Here is an 18345-nt window from a genome sequence, read left to right on the forward strand (position 1 = left end):
AGTAACTTTCATAGTGGACACCTTTTGTTGATATTGAACGTGCAAATTCAATATGGCGCTTTTGACGCCGACTTCACAAGAGGTGTCCATCTCATCATCCGTGGAGGCTCGGCGATGGCATCCCTGCCATCGACGTCCTCAGATGCATCTACACCCGGTATCTAACGTCTCTTCGATTTAACTTCATTTGGTACGTGATAGATATAACCTATTATTTGTAAAGAAGAAATCAAATAAAAAGTAACGTAGCATATTGAATTCAGACAACAATATGGATTAAAGTGTGACCACTTAAGGACAAAGCTAGGCAAACTCGACTTCAACCATCGAGCACGCCTTTTAGGGAAGATGAAGCCAATATAAATTGTGCCCACTCTAGCTCATGAAACTTTACTCTGACCCAACTTATTGCAATATTTCAGCCGACGCGATAGAGCACGAGCAGCTTGGTTTGTTGTTTCCGCCTAAAGCATCTTTGGCGACAAATAAAATCAATGTTAATGGAAATTGGGTCAAACTAAAACCTGGGATGTCAGTCACTGTAGAAGTTAATACTGGTACCCGCCGACTGATGAAGTTTTTACTAGCACCATTAATCCGAGGCGTGAATAAAGGGCCGCGAAAGCGTTAGCTTACCAATTGTAGAGAAAACTAATGAAAATATTTATTGGCTTCATGCTGATCGCCGGTAGCTTTATAGGTTGTTATGGCGATAGAGTTATTTCAAACCTTTTGTTTGAAAACTACTGTAGTGAAGAGGGTCGTACTGGTCAGTATATCTATGAACGTGTCGGTTTGGGAGAAGAGTATTTTTTATCTATCCCAAAAGATCCTAGAGAAGTTAATTTTCACTTTGTAGTTGATAGCTCGCTTATGATAAATAGAGAGTTATTAGAAAAGGATTATATCTTTAGTGATTATCAAGAGTCTATTCCTCTTTCGATAATAGGGCCTGTTTACTCTTTAGAAACATCAGTTATTAGAAAGAGTGATGGCAAGTTATTAGGTAAGTCTATCAGCCTATTCAACAGTCAAGGATGGTTAGCTGAACTAAATATTCTAGGGCAGAATGAAGGTGATAGCTGTCCTCGTGGCTACGATAAAGAGTTAAACGCAAGTGAGATTGGTTCTTTGCATTCCACACTATACAAGAAAATATTCTATAGAAAATAACACAAAGAGAGAAACGAAAAAATTTCAAAGACTAATAAAAGTGAATTGTTAGCACAAGTGGCATACGCAAATGAATTAAACTCTAAATTAGTAGAAGAAGAATAAACTTTTGTAAAAACAGATACTGTAAGACATTTTGTGTAAGCGGCTGTTTATTAAAACAATCTAGCTTCACCGAGAATGTCATTTTGAGAATTACAACCAACGAGTACCTGATCGATAAGTTTGTCTATTATTGGCATTCTGCATTCCTTTTAAGAAATTAATAATGTCACCTACACAGGTATTTTTACACTCTCTCACCCATATAGCTCACTTATCCTAAAGGCTTATTAGTAACAAAGTTACTAATCGATTGCTACATATATTAAAAGTTGGTATTTCCTCTTTTCCCTTCTGACAAAAACGCACGATTGGGTCGTTTTTTAACTATGCGAGAACTAAGGATGGGACAGGCACTTTCAAGCAAATACAGTTAGAAATCGCAATGTCCTGTCTACCATTCAATTAGGTATGGAAGTCCTCAGGCGACCAAACTACGAGATTATGACTCAACAGCTCTTAGCTGCGGCAGTGGTTTTAGCTGAGCAACTCTTAAAAGATGGCTATGCACTGGCGGATTTATGAGAGGCTCCTTCAGTGCACAGCACCTCCCGCGGGCAATTCAAAGCAATGAAGTTCAATGCAAAAGTAACTTACGCAAATCCAAACGACCAAAAGACACTCCCTTACTCACACCCATAAGGTCACATCGAAGAGATGGAGAACCGGGTGTAAACACGCTTTTGGCCTTCGAAATCATGGATGATTTCGCAGAGCATCCAAGGATGGACTCGCTGCGTGCCAAAAGCGTGTTTGCACATGAGCCTGCCGCAGGCAATAGGTAAAACGTGAAGAAATGATTATAAATTAACCTTCAAATACTATTTACGGTAGATGCTAAAGAAGCGAAACCGAATTGCCGCAAGCAATTCAAAATAACGCCTGATGTCTCCACGTGTGACTCGCCTACTTCCTAACACCACCTTGTCTAGTTTTATCTGTCGTCGAAAGGAATAGTGAGCCTAGGAATGCACCATCTATGTCTTCGTCATAGAAAATTAAAAACTCCCTTTCTATGGTCGGCGATGTTTGAAGTAATCACTATTGCTAGCTCTTCAGACGCTGTGACACCCAATTCTGCGTTCAAATCTATATACATTACAGTGTAGTTTGACGACGTATTAACTTGAGGGAAATCATGTTGCGGCTCGGGATTGTCACCAACCCAAGGCTTGTTAATTCCAGAAATAAACATCCTGTCATTATCTGTTACCGCTAATCGCCTTAGTTGTAAAAAAGCACCATCAGATTGACCACTGATTATAAAACAAACACTTAAAGAGGAGCCCTTTTCGACTATACGCTTAAAAGCTTGTGGATTTTGATACTCTCCACGTAATTCCTCACAATCTTTTACTATGTTCCAAGTTTGGGGCTGGGCAGCCTCAACGGCCTTAGTTATCGTTAGAGGCACTAATAGAAAACCCAATAGAAGCAGCAACCTAATAAAATTTGTCATCAAATCATCCTTAATTTTATAAACGCTGTAAAAATAACACTAAGCGCAACCACTTAAAACTCTGCCTGCTCACACCCACAAGGTCAAATCGAAGAGATGGAAAACCGGGTGTAGATACGCCGGTGAGCTTCCGAAACAGGGATGTTTCGGCAGAGCCTACATGGAATGTATTCACGGCGTCTCACAGGCGTATCTGCACGTGAGCCTGCCGCAGGCAATAGATAAACCTTGACGTCATGGTTATAAGCCACACCTCAAATACCAAGTCGGGTAGAGTTCAAATAGCAAAATAGAATTGCCGCAGGCTATTCAAAGAAATAAAGATCAACGCTGCCACCTGCGAATACAAAGCCATACGCTGACGGCCACCAGCAAAGAAACTTCTTAACTTGTTTTCCAACAAGCTAGCTTGCGATCCGCAACCTCGCCACCGAACCACTTTATTGCTATATTAGCGCCCATTATCTAAGACAGGCTGCGCCTTGGCGCGGCCAGATCCACCTAGACCATAAAGGGTATTCAATGAAAATTGGTATTATCGGCGCCATGGAGCCAGAAGTCGCTCATCTTATCGCGTCTATGACAGACACTCAGACCCAGACCATCGCCGGCATAGAGTTTGTCGCCGGGCAGCTTGAGGGCAAAGAGGTGGTAGTCACCCGCTCTGGCATCGGCAAGGTCACCGCCAGTGTCGCTACCACACTGCTGATTGAGAAATATGCCCCGGATTATGTGATCAACACAGGCTCGGCGGGCGGTTTCGTCGACAGCCTGGCCATCGGCGATATCGTTATCTCCTCTGAGGTGCGTCACCATGACGTGGACGTAACCGCCTTTGGCTACGAGATAGGTCAGATGGCTCAGCAACCGGCAGCCTTCATGCCAGACAGAACACTGGTCGAGGCCGCTAAGAAGGCGGTTGCGAATCTGGGCGAAGTGAAGGCTATCGAAGGGCTTATCTGCACCGGCGACAGCTTTATCTGCGACCCTGAGCGCACTAAGGTGATGCTAAGTAACTTCCCGACCATGGCGGCCTGCGAAATGGAAGGCGCGGCGATTGCCCAGGTGTGTCACCAGTTCAAGGTGCCTTTCGTGGTGATCCGCTCGCTGTCTGACAACGCCAACAACGACTCGCCGGTAGATTTTGACAGCTACCTAGTGAAGGCGGGCCATCATTCGGCACTGATGGTGATCTCGCTGCTGAAACACCTGTAACTGTCAGACTCAGGGACGGCACACAGACCGCGACGCGATGCACGATCTCATCCAACAGCTACTGCTCGACAGCCCCTTCTATCAGGGGGCTGCCATCTTGTTGGTGGCCATCTTCATGGCGCTACTGGCACCGCTACCCAGGGAATACCAGGCCTTCTACTGGTTTTCTCAGCTGGCGCACAGCCTGTCGGCCAAGGTGGCGAGAGCTGATCGCTCCCCAGGCCAGCAGCGCCTGGCCGGTAGCCTGTCTGTGCTGCTGCTCGTGTTGCCCTTCTGGCTGATCTTAAGCTTCCTGTTGGAACTGGCGGCCTTTCCCTGGTTCTTCGAGTGTCTGTTTCTCTATCTCTGCCTGTGCGACGAGCAGTTTCACAAGGTGGCGGAGGAGACAGGCCAGGCACTGGAGCGCCAGGACAAGCAGCGCGCCCGTCGCCTGCTGAGCCAGTGGGTCTATCGCGACACCCGAGAACTCTCGGAGGTGGGCATGAGTAAGACGACCATAGAGAAGCTGATGACCACCTCCATCTATGGCACGGTCGCCACCATCCTCTTCTACGCCGTCGGCGGCGCTCCCCTGGTACTGGGCGCGCGGATGATCAAGCAGCTGGAATACACCTGGCCGGCCCTCAACCCACAATATCGTGAGTTCGGCCGCCCCGCCTATCTGCTGAGCTACCTCATCTACTGGTTGCCCACCCTGGCCTGGAACTTCACCCTGGCGATCCAGGGTGGCCCAGGCGCCTTGGTGCAGATGTTAAGACCCGTCAAGAGCCCGCTGCCGATAAACAATCACCTAACCACCTGCGCCCTCGCGGCAAAAGTGCTCGACACCGAGCTGGGCGGCCCGCAAAAATTTGCCGGTAAGAGGGTCGATATCGCCCGTATCGGCACTGGCCCCAAGCCCACGCCTCACACCATCTCGGCGGCGCTGAAACTGCTGCGCCTGAGCAAGGGGATCTGGGTGCTCTCGGTACTGCTCATCCCCTGCCTGTGGGCCATGCTGCGGCTGCTGGCGCACGCTTAATCGCCACTCTGTGTCACGCCGCCTCTGGCTTGGCGCCTTTTAACTAGACAAGCCAAAACCGCTTGGTATTATTCCCCCTCTGGCGGCAACATATCGACATAATAGGCATAACACTTTGTTTGAGAATCTTCACATTTCCCTGACCACACCGGCGCTGCTGTTTCCGGCTATCTCTTTGTTACTCCTGGCCTATACCAACCGCTTCTTCTCGCTGGCGGCGCTGATCCGCAGCCTGAGCGCCGAGGGTAAACCTGTGCACTCGGGCCAGCTTAAAAACCTGCGTCGCCGCATCGTCATCATTCGCCGCATGCAGGAGGCCGGCGTCTCCAGCTTTGCCCTGTGCGTCCTGTGCATGATCTTCATCTATGTCGGCTTCAACAAGACGGGCTCCATCATCTTCGGCTCCAGCCTGCTGCTCCTGCTCTACTCCCTGGTGCTTTCTGTGCTTGAGATCCGCATCTCGGTCGATGCCCTCAACTACCACCTGCAAGAGCTAGATCAATGAAGGAGTGGATCTATTTCTTCGACCTCTGCGGTACCGCGGTATTTGCCCTCTCCGGCGCCTTAGCCGCCGGGCGTCACCGCATGGATCCCTTTGGAGTGATAGTGCTGGCCTCGGTCACCGCCATCGGCGGCGGCAGCATACGCGACGCCCTACTGGGCACCACACCGGTATTTTGGATCCGCGACCCCAACTACATCATAGTGATATTGGCTACCGTGCTGCTCGCGCTTATCTTTATTCGCAAGCCCAAGAAGGTGCCCCAGTACACGCTACCTGTGGCCGATGCCTTCGGATTGGCGCTGTTTACCGTGATCGGGGCCGAAAAGGCACTCAATCTTGGCCTCAGCGGCATGATTGCCGTGGTGATGGGCTTGATAACTGGCGTCGGAGGCGGCATTATTCGAGACATACTCTGTCGCCAGATCCCCATGATATTGCGCACCGAAATCTATGCGACCGCCTCGATATTTGGTGGAATAAGCTATACCTGTGCCATCACCTGGGGCTTGGCCGATAAGGTGGCTCTGGCCATCGCCATGATAAGCGCGCTGGTCATACGACTGGCGGCCATCAAGTGGCACCTAAGACTTCCGGCGTTTGAATTAAAGAAAACATAAGATGATCAAGCAGTTCTTAATTAGCATTCTGATGATGTTGCCGCTCACCGCCCAGGCTGGGCCCGGTGACATGCCTGCCGAGCAGCAGATGGCCATCAAGTATATTCAGGCGCTGACGGATCATGACTATCGCACCCTGGCCTCCTTCTACAACCGCGACAGCGTGTTTAAGGATCGCACCGCCAGCAAGACCTACACGGGCAGGCGCAACATCATAGAGTTTTTCGAGCGTGCCCATAGGGGCGTGCTGGAGTATGACTTCAACATAGAGCACATGTACAACTCGGGCTCTCTGGTGGTGATGATAGGCAACTATCACTATCGCGGCCCGGGCAGCCTGTTTGGCAAGCCAGGTAAGGTGATCGAACTGGCCATCCCTGGGGTGACCACGGTCAAGCTGGATCTGGCCAATCACAGGGTCAAGGAACATGAAGATCTGATGGACTATCAGACCATGCAAGACCAGCTCGCCACCCAGTAATACAGTACCACCTGCCTTCTGCCCGCTATATTGATCGATAAAAAGGCCTGCATCTGCAGGCCTTTTTATCGATTTCATCTAAGCATTAACCCCCGAGGGGTTAGCCAGGTCATTACACCAGGGTGATCTTGGCGAACTTGCGCTTACCCACCTGGAACACGCCTGTCAGGCCGGCACTCAGTTGCTGACGGCTGTCTTCAATCTTCTCGCCGTCAAGCTTAGCGGCGCCCTGCTTGATCATACGCATCGCCTCAGAGGTCGAGCTCACCAGGCCTGCGTCTTTGAGCACGTTGGCGATGCCGATACCGTCACCGGCAGCAATCTCAATCTCTTGGATATCGTCCGGGATCGCGCCCTTCTGGAAGCGATTGATAAACTCCTGATGCGCCGCCTCGGCAGCCGCCTCGTCGTGAAAACGGGCGATGATCTCTTTCGCCAGGGCGATCTTCACATCTCTCGGGTTGGTGCCGTTTTCGACGTCGCTCTTGAGCTGAGCGATCTCTTCCAATGGACGGAAAGAGAGCAGCTCGAAGTAGCGCCACATCAGGTCATCTGAGATAGACATGATCTTGCCGAACATCTCGCCGGCTGGCTCGCTGACACCTATGTAGTTGTGGGCAGACTTAGACATCTTCTTCACGCCGTCCAGACCTTCCAGCAGCGGCATCATGATCACCGCCTGTGGCTTCTGACCGGCGGCTTTTTGTAGCTCACGGCCCATCAGCAGGTTGAACTTCTGATCCGTACCGCCAAGCTCGACGTCGGCTTCCAGCGCGACAGAGTCATAGCCCTGTAGCAGTGGATACATAAATTCGTGGATGGCGATCGACTGACCCGAGGCATAACGCTTCTTAAAGTCGTCACGTTCCATCATGCGCGCAACTGTCTGCTGTGAGGCCAGACGTATCATGCCCGCCGCGCCCAGCTCTTCCAGCCAGCTCGAGTTGAACTCGATGCGGGTCTTGGCCGGATCCAGGATCTTGTAAACCTGTTCCTTGTAGGTTTCGGCGTTCGCCAGCACCTGCTCGCGGGTCAGCGGCGGACGCGTGCTGTTCTTACCACTCGGGTCACCCACCATGCCGGTGAAGTCGCCGATCAGGAAGATCACTTCGTGTCCCAGCTCCTGAAAGGCACGCATCTTATTGAGGATCACAGTATGGCCAAGATGAATATCCGGCGCGGTTGGGTCGGCCCCCAACTTGATGCGCAGAGGACGTCCCTCTTTTAATTTTTCCAGCAGATCCGATTCGAGCAAGATCTCGTCGGTACCACGTTTAATTTCTGCTAATGCTTGGTCTAAATTAGCCATCTTGGCAGCTACTCCTAAGAGCCGATAGGTAAATAATGGGGACTAATGTTACTTGTTAGCCAGCACAAATGAAAGAGTGTACACTAACAGGATCGGCTTAAGTGTTAGAAATTGGTATCGGAGTCAATGGGAAAGATCATCACACTCTTAAAACTGTTACCCAGATTGCATCAAATCGTATTGAGTGTCTTAGTGATGATCACCATAGGCGTGATATTTCTCCCCTCCGAAGATGCCGAGGCATCGCGCAACACCAAGACGGCACTGTCGGGCAAGATCCGCCTCGGCGAGCAGGCCGGTAACGGCCCGTCCAGCGAAGACTCAGACAATGACATCAAGACCAAGGGCAACGCCTACCCCATTCCGCTGGCCTTTCGTACGCCTGAGCCACCCAGCGCCGATGAGATTGCCCGCAATACCCAAGAGAGCGGCAGCCTAGACCTTAACGGCAATCTCGACCTTAATGGAAGTCTCGACCTAAATGAGAGCGCCCTGACTCAGGTAGCTGCGACCCCAGTCGTCGCCGAGCCCGAAGAGGAACGGGAGACCAGCGAAGACTTTACCGTGCGCAGCGGCGACACCCTAGCGGCCCTGTTTAAGCGCGCCGGCCTGAGCGCCCGCGACGTGTATGAGATCACTCAGCTACCCAAGGCCAAGAAGAACCTGTTAAAGATCCTGCCCGGCGAAGAGATCAGTATCGTCAAAGACGATGCCGGTCAGCTCAAGCGAGTGGTCTACCATCTTGACCCCATCTCGACCCTGAAGATCTGCAAGGACGATAAGGGATACAGCGAAGAGATTATCAAGAAGACGGTGGAAAGCCGCACCAAATTTGCCAGCGCCACCATCAGCAGCAATTTCTGGAACGCCGGCGTCGGCGCGGGTTTAACCCCCAACCAGATCATGCAGCTGGCCACCATCTTCGGCTGGGATATCGACTTTGCCCTGGATCTGCGCCAGGGCGACAATTTCGCCATCCTGTTTGAAGAGGAGTATGCCGACGGCGAGTTCCTGCGTAACGGCAATATCCTGGCCGCCGAGTTCTACAACCAGGGCGATCGCTACACGGCGGTGCGCTACAAGGACGGCAACTACTATTCCGACGAGGGGCGCAGCATGCGCAAGGCCTTCCTGCGCTCGCCGGTGGACTTTAAGTATGTCAGCTCAAGCTTCAATCCGCGTCGCCTCCATCCGGTCACGGGTCAGGTCAAGGCCCACAGAGGAGTGGACTATGTGGCGGCGGTCGGCACCCCCATCAAGGCCGCGGGTAAGGGCCGGGTGATCAAGTCCGGCTACAACCAATACAATGGTAACTATGTCTTCATTAAGCATAATGAGACCTATACCACCAAGTATCTTCATCTCAAGAAGCGCAAGGTCAAGCAGGGACAGACGGTGAAACAGGGACAGATCATCGGCACCCTGGGCTCCACCGGTCGCGTCACAGGTGCCCACCTGCATTACGAATTTATAGTCAACGGCGTGCACCGCAATCCTCGCACGGTCAAGCTGCCACAGTCTCTGCCCATAGATCGCAAGGAAAAATCCAGCTTCCTCGCCCTGAGTAAGCAATTGATGGCTAAACTTGAACAGAATAAGCAAGTGCAATTGGCCTCCCAGTGAGTCTCTCTTTTTGGGTCAACAGGCCCCAGGACACCTAGATGAGTAAACATTACTATATCGGCCTGATGTCGGGCACTAGCATGGATGGCGTCGACGCCGTACTGGTCGACTTCACCGACGATAAGATCACCCTAGTTGACACCCATACCGAGCCCCTACCCAGCCATCTGCTGAGCGGACTACAGCGCCTGTGTCAGTCGGGATCCGACGAGATCAACCGCATGGGCATACTGGACCGCAGCGTCGGCAAGCTGTTTGCCCAGGCCGTCGAAGGCCTACTGGCCAAGAGCGACATAGACAGACACCAGATCATGGCCATCGGCAGCCACGGCCAGACGGTGCGCCACATGCCTAACCTGGAGCTGGGCTTTACTTTACAGATTGGCGACCCCAACACCATCGCCGCGCTCACCGGCATAGATGTCATAGCCGACTTTCGCCGCAAAGATATCGCCCTGGGCGGTCAGGGCGCGCCTTTGGTGCCAGCCTTCCATCAGGAGCTGTTTGCCCGCACCGGCCATCAGCGGATGATCCTCAACATAGGCGGCATCTCTAACATCACCTATCTGCCGGGGGATGCCAGCGCGGTCATCGGCTTCGATAACGGCCCGGGTAACACGCTTATCGACACCTGGATAAAGCAGATGCAGGGCGAGGCTTTTGATAAGGACGGCGCCTGGGCGGCCAGCGGCAAGACAGACGAGCAACTGCTCACGCAGATGCTGTCGCACTCCTATTTCTCATTAAGCGCCCCCAAGAGTACCGGACGCGAGCTGTTTAACCAGGCCTGGCTGGAGCAGCAGACCGCCGATTTCGGCTATCTGCATGAGGCGGATATTCAATCTACCCTGCTGGATCTCACCTGCCACAGCATCGCCAACGACTGCCTTAAGCTTACCGATAAGGCCGAGCTCTATGTCTGCGGTGGCGGCGCCTTTAACACCGAGCTGCTCAGCCGCCTGGCCAAGCTGCTGCCCAGCTATCAGGTACATACCACCGCCAGCCTAGGGATAGATCCTCAATGGGTAGAGGGCATCGCCTTCGCCTGGCTCGCCATGCGCCACAAGCTCGGCCTGCCCGGTAACCTGCCTGCGGTCACGGGCGCCAGCCGTGGGACTGTGCTCGGCGGCCTGTTCCCCGGCAACTAAGCATGATGCCCTAACTTGCGCCCTAGCCCACGTAAAAAACGGTTAGCGAGGGGCGCAAGCGATGTTATCATGAGCGCCAATCGGCCCTGCCACAAATAAATGAAGAGACTGCAATGACCAAGAGTGCAAAAGATGCTAGCCAGATGACCCCTGAGGCCCGTTACGACTACCTCGTCGAGCAAGCCAAGGCCACCAAGACACTGTGGACGCTGCAGGATGTCGACGGCTGCGTCATGCTGACCACAGAAGATGAAGACTGCATCCCTATGTGGCCCAGTGAAGAATCCGCCAAGCAGTGGGCCGTCGACGACTGGGCCGACTGCATCCCACTGGCCATCCCGCTGGACGAGTGGCTGGAACGCTGGGTGCCAGGCATGCAGGACGATGACCTGTTTGTCGCCGTGTTCCCGGTACAGGACGATCTAGGCGTGGTGATCCCGCCCTATGAGCTTGAGCAGCGTCTGACACCTAAGCCGCGTCACTAACCGGCCGCCGTTAAAGCTATCGGTTCAGATAATGGAAGAGAATAAGGTGTCGATGCCAGAGATGACTGAGACAAACGGCCAGGCTGACAAGGCACAAGCCGTTGAACTCACAAACGCCGCTAACCAGCAGCCGGTGAAGGCTAAGCTGCCCAAGCGTCTGCTGGCCCTGCTGAGTCTGCTGACCCTGGCCTCTGTCAGCGGCTTGATGGCCAAGCAAGGAGTACTGTTTTGCATGCTGACCCTGCTGATGGTGATTGCCGTGCTGGGCCGGCAAAAAGCCGGACTCTATATGCTAAGGGGCTACACCATTATCCAGCTCGCGCTGGTGAGCCTGCTGCCGGTGATCTTATACGACCCCGACAACCTGGTGGCCGGTCCGTCGACCTTTCATCTGGGCGATTGGCAGGGCAAGCTGCCAGATTGGTTAGTATTCACTGTACTGATACTGCTCGCGTTGGTGCAGGTGTGGATAGCCTTTACCCCTAAGGTGAAGGCCTACTGCCATATCAAGAACAGCATGAATATCATGAAATAGGCCAATCGGTATTGGGCTCATACCAATCACAGTATTTACAGTGATCAATCCTTATTACGATTGGTATAAAAATGACACAAAAAAGCCAGCTATGCTGGCTTTTTGTTTATGCGCTCATCGGCGGCATTCGGTTCTCGCTACGGGAGGCTTAAACCGAGAAGCTGGCACCACAGCCACAGGTGGTGGTGGCGTTAGGGTTCTTCACGAAGAAACGTGAACCTTCAAGTCCAGAGGTGTAATCCACTTCACCGCCTACCAAGTATTGCAGGCTCATAGGATCAACAACCAGTTGAACCCCTTGTTTCTCAACGGTAAAGTCACCTTCATTGACCTTCTCATCGAATGTAAAGCCATACTGAAAACCTGAGCACCCGCCGCCGGTCACGTATACACGTAACTTAAGCGCATCGTTTTGCTCTTCCTCCAATAAGGTTTTTACCTTGGCTGCTGCCGCGTCGGTAAAACGAATTGGCATTGTATCTTCAGCTTGTTCAGTCATTACTACCTCTTACATCGGTTTGCTGAGCGGAATTATCCGATACCTGACTATTTTGTTCAAGTAATAGTCGTGGCTCTGTTGAAATCTGTGACCCTTCGCCCTCCTCGGCGGGGGCGTAAGCCTCGTCCGCATGGGGCTCCTCTATCGCGTTGGGCTCGCCGCCGGAGCGTGCGCCCACCTCGCTATCTGGCTCTGGTGTGGCAAGAAGTTCCTGGGCGGTAAAGCTCTGCTGCGCCTTGGCGCCCTTGCTCCAACGGCTGGCGGGCACTACCACCTCTGTCTCAACCCGGGACAGCTCGAAGCCGGTCGGCAGGGTGATCTGCGCCTCCAGGGTCTGGAAATAGCGGAAGCTAAAGGCAAACTTGGCATCGGTTAACGCCGACAGTGGCAGATTCACCATCTTACCCTGCTGCACGCCGACGAACGCCAGCTTGGCCTGGCCCTTCAACGCCTGCTTGCGTTTCTGCAGCTGAGTGAGCACTAACTTGACCTGAAATTGATTGGCCAGCGGGCCCGGGGTCATCTCCAGGCCGTGGATGGCGACGCCATCGGCCTGATGCTCGGGCGCCATGATGCTGCGATAGAAGGCGAGTTCTCTGTCCAGCGACTTCTGTTTCTGATGCTGCTCGAGAAACATCTTCTGCATGTTGCTGTTGGCTTCACGCTCCAGGGACAGCTCGAGATTGCGCGAGGCCAATACCTCGGCCTGCTCCTTGAGCGCCTGGCGTAGCTCGGCTTCTTTCGCGGTGGAATGCGTCGGTGTCACAGAATGATTGGCTGACCAGAGGTCCCAGGTTAACACGCCGAGTAAGAAGGCGACGATCACTAAACAAAACAGATAAACACTCGAAGGTCTAATTTTTCGTTCGAGCACTTGCATGCGATCGACCCAGCGATGATAATTTGGCATTAAGTACTAGCCCCTTATGATAATTTCTTCATTCGCCCCGCGAAGCGTTACTAACGATTGATCCGGAAGGTTACTGTGCAGCTCAGAATAAACAGCGCCATACAGCAATGCCAGAAATACCTGAATACCGACCTCAAAGACAAACTGGCCCAGGCCAAGATCAGCGTTCAGCTTTGTGGCCTCGCCCTCGCCTTCGCCCTGGTGGCCTCTGGCGTGATCATCCTCTTTCGACTTCTGCTGCAGTGGCTTAACCACCTCACTCAGACCCAAGAGTGGCAGTTTACTGGCAACTTAGGTGACTGGCGAGTCCTATTGCCACTTTTAGGGGCGATCTTAATCTGGTTTGTGGCCATTTTGGGATCTAAGCGCTACAAACGCATGGGGATCGCCTATGTGATGCAAAGGATGAAACTGCATTACGGCAAGATCCCCCTGCAGTCCGCCCCTGGGCAATTTTTCCAGGCACTGTTTGCCCTGGCGACCAACTTCTCCGTAGGCCGCGAAGGCCCGGCGATTCACCTGGGTGCGGTAAGTGCCAGCGTGATGGCGGAGAAGTTTAAGCTGCCCGACAACAGCGTGCGCATCATGTGCGCCAGCGGCATCGCTGCCGGCATCGCCGCCACCTTCAACGCCCCTTTAGCGGCGGTGATCTTCGTCTTCGAGGTGATACTGAGGGAATACAAGGTACATTACTTCTTCCCCATCATGCTCTCGGCCATCTGCGGTGCCCTCTCCAGCCAGCTGGTATTTGGCAATATCCACGAATATGACCAGATAGGGGTCAGCAGTATTCCCCTGTCGCAATATCCAGTGCTGGCACTCAGTGGCGTCACCTTAGGTTGTATTGCCGCCCTGTTTAATCACACCCTGCTGAAAGTCACCGCCAAGGGGCAGCAACATCCTCTGCTCTTACGCCTGCTCCTCGCCGGGCTTATCACCACCATCATAGGCTTCTTCCTGCCCCAGGCGCTGGGCAGCGGCGACTTGGCCATTAGCCACGCCATTAGCGAACACCCCAGCCTGGCGCTGCTGGTCGGCTTGTTGCTGGGGAAAATCATCGCCACCATAGCCGCCATCGGCCTGGGCATTCCCGGCGGCATCATAGGTCCGCTGTTTGGCATCGGCGCCCTGATTGGCGCCATCTTGGCCGTGGTCAGCGCCATGTTGTTTCCCACCATCACCCCCTATGTGGGCCTCTACACCATCATAGGCATGACGGCCATGATGGGGGTCTGCCTCAGTGCGCCTCTGGCGGCACTGGTCGCCCTACTGGAGCTGACCAATAACGCCGCCATCATCTTGCCCTCTATGTTCGTGACTATTCCGGCGTTTCTAATAGCCCATCAGGCGTTCAATACCAAGTCGCTGTTCTACAAGCAGATAGAGTTGATGGGACTGGACTATAAGGTCTCCTCGGTCAAGCTCGGCCTGCAGAAGAAGGGGGTACGCGCCGTGATGGACAAGCGCTTCGTGATTGTAAGAGACAACGACGAGCTGCTGCTGGAAGTGCTCAAACGCGCCGAGGGCCGCTCGGTATTGATGCAAAATAATCAGGGCCAGATGGAGATGTTGCACCTGGAGCTGCAGGTCTCCGAGGAGATGAGCACACTCACCCGCCATCCTATCGAAGGCGTTGTCGACACAGCTACCCTGAAGGAGGTGTACGATATTCTGTCCAAGGAGCGTCGCGGCGAGGTCTTTATCTATCAGGACAAGCGTGAAAATGTAGTAGGGGTGATCAGCTGGGTGATGCTACAAAAAGAGATCAACCAGGGGCAGATATAGCAGGCGCCAGCTTTTATAAACCAGGCATAGCGGCACCTGCTAAAGACCTAAATAATTACAGTCTACGCTTGAGTCGCTTCTCTATCTGACGCTTCTCCCAAGTCGCGCCAAACAGGCTAAAGGGCTCGAATACCGAGATGGCGTGCAGCACGGCCCCGCCGCCCCAGCCCAGCAGGACCCACCAGACCCACATATAACCCGGGCTTATCATCAGATTCAGCAGATAAAGCAGTGGTAAGACAATCGCCATGGTCACCAGATTGCTGTAGAAGCCTTTAAGCTCTTTGACATACTCGATGGCGGCGCGCTCATCATGGCTCACGGGCTGCAATCTTTCCTCAGTTGCGTCCTTGGTTTGCTTATCCATTGTCGTATTCATATCCATCTCCTGTTGCAGCGCCTCCAGTGGCACCTCAAATACTGCGGCTAAAGATTTCAATGATTCGAGACTCGCCTTCTGACCACGCTCTATACGCTGTATGGTGCGCACGTTAAGGCCCGAATGCTGCGCTAGTTGTTCCTGCGACCAGGCCCGCTGAAGACGTAATTTACGAATGATCATTGTTTTCCTTAACCTCGTTAAATTGGAGATGCCAGCTTAGTCCTTGCCGGTTTGTCCCACCACGGCACCTAAGCGACTTTAGCACGACTGCTACACGACATAAGCACGACACGCCTATGACACTCATTTATTTTCAATAAGTTATAAACAGGAGGCAAGCCGCGCACGATGGAAAAACAGGATTTACCAAGCGGGGCGATGGCCAGTTGCTTGCCCCTGCTTGATGGCCAATTTGGCCCGAAGGGCTTTGGCCGCAAGCCTTGGCCCAGCAAAGCTTGGGCCAACACGCAAATATGCTCGGCAAGTTATTCCACCGCCTCGCTATGTCTGGTATAGTGTCGCCTCAGCCACCCTACATAACTTAGGGCGAAATGACCATCTGCTTCGGCCATTTTGCCCCCCGAAATTGGAAATAAAGGCTGATGACTCAGTTTCAAGGTTCACACATCCTCTCGGTAAACCAACTCAATCTAGATGCCGTTCAAGAGATCTTTAGCGTTGCATCGCGAATGACTCCCTATGCCCTCAGACAAAAACGTACCACGGTACTCGATGGCGCGATTCTGGGTAATCTGTTTTTCGAACCCAGCACCCGCACCCGAGTCAGCTTCGGCAGCGCCTTTAACCTGCTGGGCGGCAAGGTCAACGAAACAGTTGGTATAGGCACCTCGTCGTTGTCGAAAGGCGAGTCGCTCTACGACACCGCTCGCGTGCTGTCGAGCTACTCGGATGTGATTGCCATGCGCCACCCCGATGCTTACTCGGTCAGAGAGTTTGCCGAAGGCAGTCGTGTGCCCGTGATTAACGGTGGCGACGGCCCCAACGAGCACCCGACCCAGGCACTGCTGGACCTGTTCACCATTCAGAAAGAGCTGGCCGCCGGTGGCCGCACCATCAGCGGCATGCACATTGCCATGGTGGGCGATCTCAAGTTTGGCCGTACGGTACACTCGCTGTCGCGCCTGCTGTGCATGTACAAGGATGTGAGCTTCACCCTGATCTCCCCCAAAGAGCTGGCAATGCCAGACTATGTGATCGATGACATTGAAAATGCTGGGCATAAGATCACAATAACAGATCAACTTGAAGGCAATTTAGATCAGGCTGATATACTCTACCTGACGCGTATTCAAGAAGAGCGTTTTCCTTCACAGGAAGAGGCCAACAAGTATCGTGGTAAGTTCCGATTAAACCACAATATTTACACACAGCATTGCAAATCGAATACAGTGATCATGCATCCGCTGCCTCGCGATTCGAGAGAACAGGCCAACGAGCTGGACAACGACCTCAACAGTCATCCAAACTTGGCCATCTTCAGACAGGCAGACAACGGATTGCTTATCCGCATGGCGCTGTTTGCGTTGACATTAGGTGTTGATTCACAGTTGGAACAGCACGAATGTCCGGTAAATTGGTATTCACAAAAAGCCGATTTTTAATCTGGCAACGACTTTAAAGGATCTAGAATGACCCGTTCTGAAACCCTATTTGAGCAGGCTAAGAAAACTATCCCTGGTGGCGTAAACTCACCCGTGCGTGCCTTCAACGGCGTTGGTGGTTCACCACGTTTTATCGAAAAAGCCGACGGCGCCTACATCTATGATGCCGACGGCAAGGCCTATATCGACTATGTTGGCTCTTGGGGCCCGATGATCTTGGGTCATAATCATCCAAAGATCCGCCAGGCCGTGTTAGATGCGGTAGAAAATGGTCTCTCTTTCGGCGCGCCAACCGAGCTTGAGGTGCGTATGGCCGAGAAGGTGATCGAGATGGTGCCTTCGATGGAGCAGGTTCGTATGGTGAGCTCAGGCACCGAAGCCACCATGAGCGCCATCCGTCTGGCACGCGGCTTTACCAATCGCGACAAGATCCTCAAGTTTGAAGGCTGCTACCACGGCCACGCCGACTGCCTGCTGGTTAAGGCTGGCTCTGGCGCCCTGACGCTAGGTCAACCAAGCTCACCGGGCATCCCAGAAGATTTCGCTAAGCACACGCTGACCGCGGTTTATAACGAGCTGGAGTCTGTTAAGGCGCTGTTCGAGCAGTACCCAGAAGAGATCGCCTGTATCATCCTTGAGCCAGTTGCCGGCAACATGAACTGTATTCCGCCTATTCCTGGCTTCCTCGAGGGTCTACGCGCCCTGTGTGACCAGTATGGCGCTCTGCTGATCATCGACGAGGTGATGACAGGCTTCCGCGTTTCTAAGAGTGGTGCACAAGGCCACTACGGCATTACGCCTGACCTGACCACACTGGGTAAGGTGATCGGCGGCGGTATGCCAGTCGGTGCCTTTGGCGGCCGTAAAGAGGTGATGCAGTTCATCGCCCCTACCGGTCCCGTGTATCAGGCAGGTACCCTGTCGGGTAACCCTATTGCCATGTCGGCGGGTCTTGCGCAGATGGAAGAGCTATGCGCCGAAGGCCTGTATGAAGAGCTAGCCGCTAAGACCAAGCGGATCGCCGAAGGCTTCAAGGCCGCGGCCAACAAGCATGGTATTCCACTAAGCATCAACTATGTGGGCGGCATGTTCGGCTTCTTCTTCACCGAACTGGAAAAGGTTACCCGCTTCGATCAGGTGACTCAGTGTGATGCAGACGCCTTCCGCGCCTTCTACCACGGCATGCTGGACGAGGGTGTTTACCTGGCACCTAGCGCCTATGAAGCAGGCTTCCTGTCTATGGCACACGGCGAGAAGGAGCTGGAAGAGACACTAACCGCTGCCGACCGTGTGTTTGCCCGTATGGCAAAATAACTCACGCCGCGAGTGAAGTGATAAGAGTGACAATGACCAAAAGGACGCCCAGGCGTCCTTTTTTGTTACCCGGCGATTCATGCGATGCTCAAGCTCAATTCCCCCGAGATCAATTCCCCCGAGATCACATAGCCTTTACTCGATAAACCTGGCCAGCTGC

The 18345-nt window shown here is 53.1% G+C and carries 18 protein-coding genes and 1 pseudogene; 14 read left to right on the top strand and 5 right to left on the bottom strand.

Features of this window, described 5'->3' with window-relative positions:
* The first annotated feature begins 654 nt into the window (after window positions 1–654).
* A complete protein-coding gene (locus L2731_RS17250) occupies window positions 655–1173 on the top strand; it encodes a hypothetical protein (RefSeq protein WP_249254658.1) in 519 nt (172 codons plus the stop codon).
* Between the two features lie 444 nt (window positions 1174–1617).
* Window positions 1618–1800: pseudogene (locus L2731_RS17255) on the top strand (IS4 family transposase); the annotation flags it as partial.
* A gap of 463 nt (window positions 1801–2263) precedes the next feature.
* Here the strand turns inward: L2731_RS17255 and L2731_RS17260 are convergent.
* On the bottom strand, window positions 2264–2734 hold the full coding sequence (locus L2731_RS17260) for a hypothetical protein (protein ID WP_249254659.1): 471 nt from the start codon (window positions 2732–2734) through the stop codon (window positions 2264–2266).
* A gap of 522 nt (window positions 2735–3256) precedes the next feature.
* Between L2731_RS17260 and mtnN the strand changes: the two genes are divergently transcribed.
* The 5 genes from mtnN to L2731_RS17285 all read left to right on the top strand — a co-directional run bounded on the left by mtnN (window position 3257) and on the right by L2731_RS17285 (window position 6573).
* On the top strand, window positions 3257–3949 hold the full coding sequence (gene mtnN / locus L2731_RS17265) for a 5'-methylthioadenosine/S-adenosylhomocysteine nucleosidase (RefSeq protein ID WP_249254662.1): 693 nt from the start codon (window positions 3257–3259) through the stop codon (window positions 3947–3949).
* 37 nt (window positions 3950–3986) lie between these two features.
* A complete protein-coding gene (locus tag L2731_RS17270; RefSeq protein ID WP_249254665.1) occupies window positions 3987–4970 on the top strand; it encodes a cobalamin biosynthesis protein CobD/CbiB in 984 nt (327 codons plus the stop codon).
* A 115-nt stretch (window positions 4971–5085) separates the two neighbouring features.
* Window positions 5086–5475, top strand: a complete 390-nt coding sequence (locus L2731_RS17275; RefSeq protein WP_160793993.1) for a DUF2721 domain-containing protein — start codon at window positions 5086–5088, stop codon at window positions 5473–5475.
* Entirely contained in the window at window positions 5472–6092 is a 621-nt protein-coding gene (locus L2731_RS17280) for a trimeric intracellular cation channel family protein (protein WP_249254666.1), read from the top strand. Before L2731_RS17275 ends, L2731_RS17280 begins: the two co-directional genes overlap by 4 nt.
* A gap of 1 nt (window position 6093) precedes the next feature.
* The gene (locus L2731_RS17285; protein WP_415837074.1) at window positions 6094–6573 is read left to right on the top strand and encodes a nuclear transport factor 2 family protein; all 480 of its coding nucleotides are present in this window, start codon (window positions 6094–6096) and stop codon (window positions 6571–6573) included.
* 112 nt (window positions 6574–6685) lie between these two features.
* Here the strand turns inward: L2731_RS17285 and tyrS are convergent, their stop codons facing one another.
* Window positions 6686–7882: a tyrosine--tRNA ligase gene (gene tyrS, locus L2731_RS17290; protein ID WP_249254667.1), complete on the bottom strand. Its 1197-nt coding sequence runs from the start codon at window positions 7880–7882 to the stop codon at window positions 6686–6688.
* A gap of 126 nt (window positions 7883–8008) precedes the next feature.
* Here tyrS and L2731_RS17295 point away from each other — a divergent pair, with 126 nt between their 5' ends.
* From L2731_RS17295 to L2731_RS17310, 4 genes are all read left to right on the top strand, one after another.
* Window positions 8009–9505 carry a peptidoglycan DD-metalloendopeptidase family protein gene (locus L2731_RS17295; RefSeq protein ID WP_249254668.1) on the top strand — a complete coding sequence of 499 codons (1497 nt, stop codon included), beginning with the start codon at window positions 8009–8011 and terminating at the stop codon, window positions 9503–9505.
* A gap of 38 nt (window positions 9506–9543) precedes the next feature.
* A complete protein-coding gene (locus L2731_RS17300) occupies window positions 9544–10653 on the top strand; it encodes an anhydro-N-acetylmuramic acid kinase (protein ID WP_249254669.1) in 1110 nt (369 codons plus the stop codon).
* Between the two features lie 113 nt (window positions 10654–10766).
* The gene (locus L2731_RS17305; protein ID WP_249254670.1) at window positions 10767–11138 is read left to right on the top strand and encodes a DUF2750 domain-containing protein; all 372 of its coding nucleotides are present in this window, start codon (window positions 10767–10769) and stop codon (window positions 11136–11138) included.
* Window positions 11139–11199: 61 nt separating this feature from the next.
* A complete protein-coding gene (locus L2731_RS17310) occupies window positions 11200–11673 on the top strand; it encodes a hypothetical protein (RefSeq protein ID WP_415837075.1) in 474 nt (157 codons plus the stop codon).
* A 148-nt stretch (window positions 11674–11821) separates the two neighbouring features.
* Here the strand turns inward: L2731_RS17310 and erpA are convergent, their stop codons facing one another.
* Entirely contained in the window at window positions 11822–12172 is a 351-nt protein-coding gene (gene erpA / locus L2731_RS17315; protein WP_011864821.1) for an iron-sulfur cluster insertion protein ErpA, read from the bottom strand.
* Window positions 12165–13082, bottom strand: a complete 918-nt coding sequence (locus L2731_RS17320) for a DUF6776 family protein (protein ID WP_249254672.1) — start codon at window positions 13080–13082, stop codon at window positions 12165–12167. Before L2731_RS17320 ends, erpA begins: the two co-directional genes overlap by 8 nt.
* A gap of 75 nt (window positions 13083–13157) precedes the next feature.
* Here L2731_RS17320 and L2731_RS17325 point away from each other — a divergent pair, with 75 nt between their 5' ends.
* On the top strand, window positions 13158–14867 hold the full coding sequence (locus L2731_RS17325; RefSeq protein WP_249254673.1) for a chloride channel protein: 1710 nt from the start codon (window positions 13158–13160) through the stop codon (window positions 14865–14867).
* 55 nt (window positions 14868–14922) lie between these two features.
* On the opposite strand, the gene L2731_RS17330 is transcribed toward L2731_RS17325, so the two are convergent.
* Window positions 14923–15429, bottom strand: coding sequence for a 2TM domain-containing protein (locus L2731_RS17330; protein WP_249254674.1), 507 nt, complete (start codon window positions 15427–15429; stop codon window positions 14923–14925).
* Window positions 15430–15851: 422 nt separating this feature from the next.
* Between L2731_RS17330 and L2731_RS17335 the strand changes: the two genes are divergently transcribed.
* Entirely contained in the window at window positions 15852–16871 is a 1020-nt protein-coding gene (locus L2731_RS17335) for an aspartate carbamoyltransferase (RefSeq protein WP_041510307.1), read from the top strand.
* A gap of 27 nt (window positions 16872–16898) precedes the next feature.
* Window positions 16899–18185: a glutamate-1-semialdehyde 2,1-aminomutase gene (gene hemL / locus L2731_RS17340; protein WP_249254675.1), complete on the top strand. Its 1287-nt coding sequence runs from the start codon at window positions 16899–16901 to the stop codon at window positions 18183–18185.
* Window positions 18186–18345: the final 160 nt, after the last annotated feature.

Source organism: Shewanella aquimarina, from assembly GCF_023349185.1.
In the GTDB taxonomy this organism is placed as follows: domain Bacteria; phylum Pseudomonadota; class Gammaproteobacteria; order Enterobacterales; family Shewanellaceae; genus Shewanella; species Shewanella aquimarina.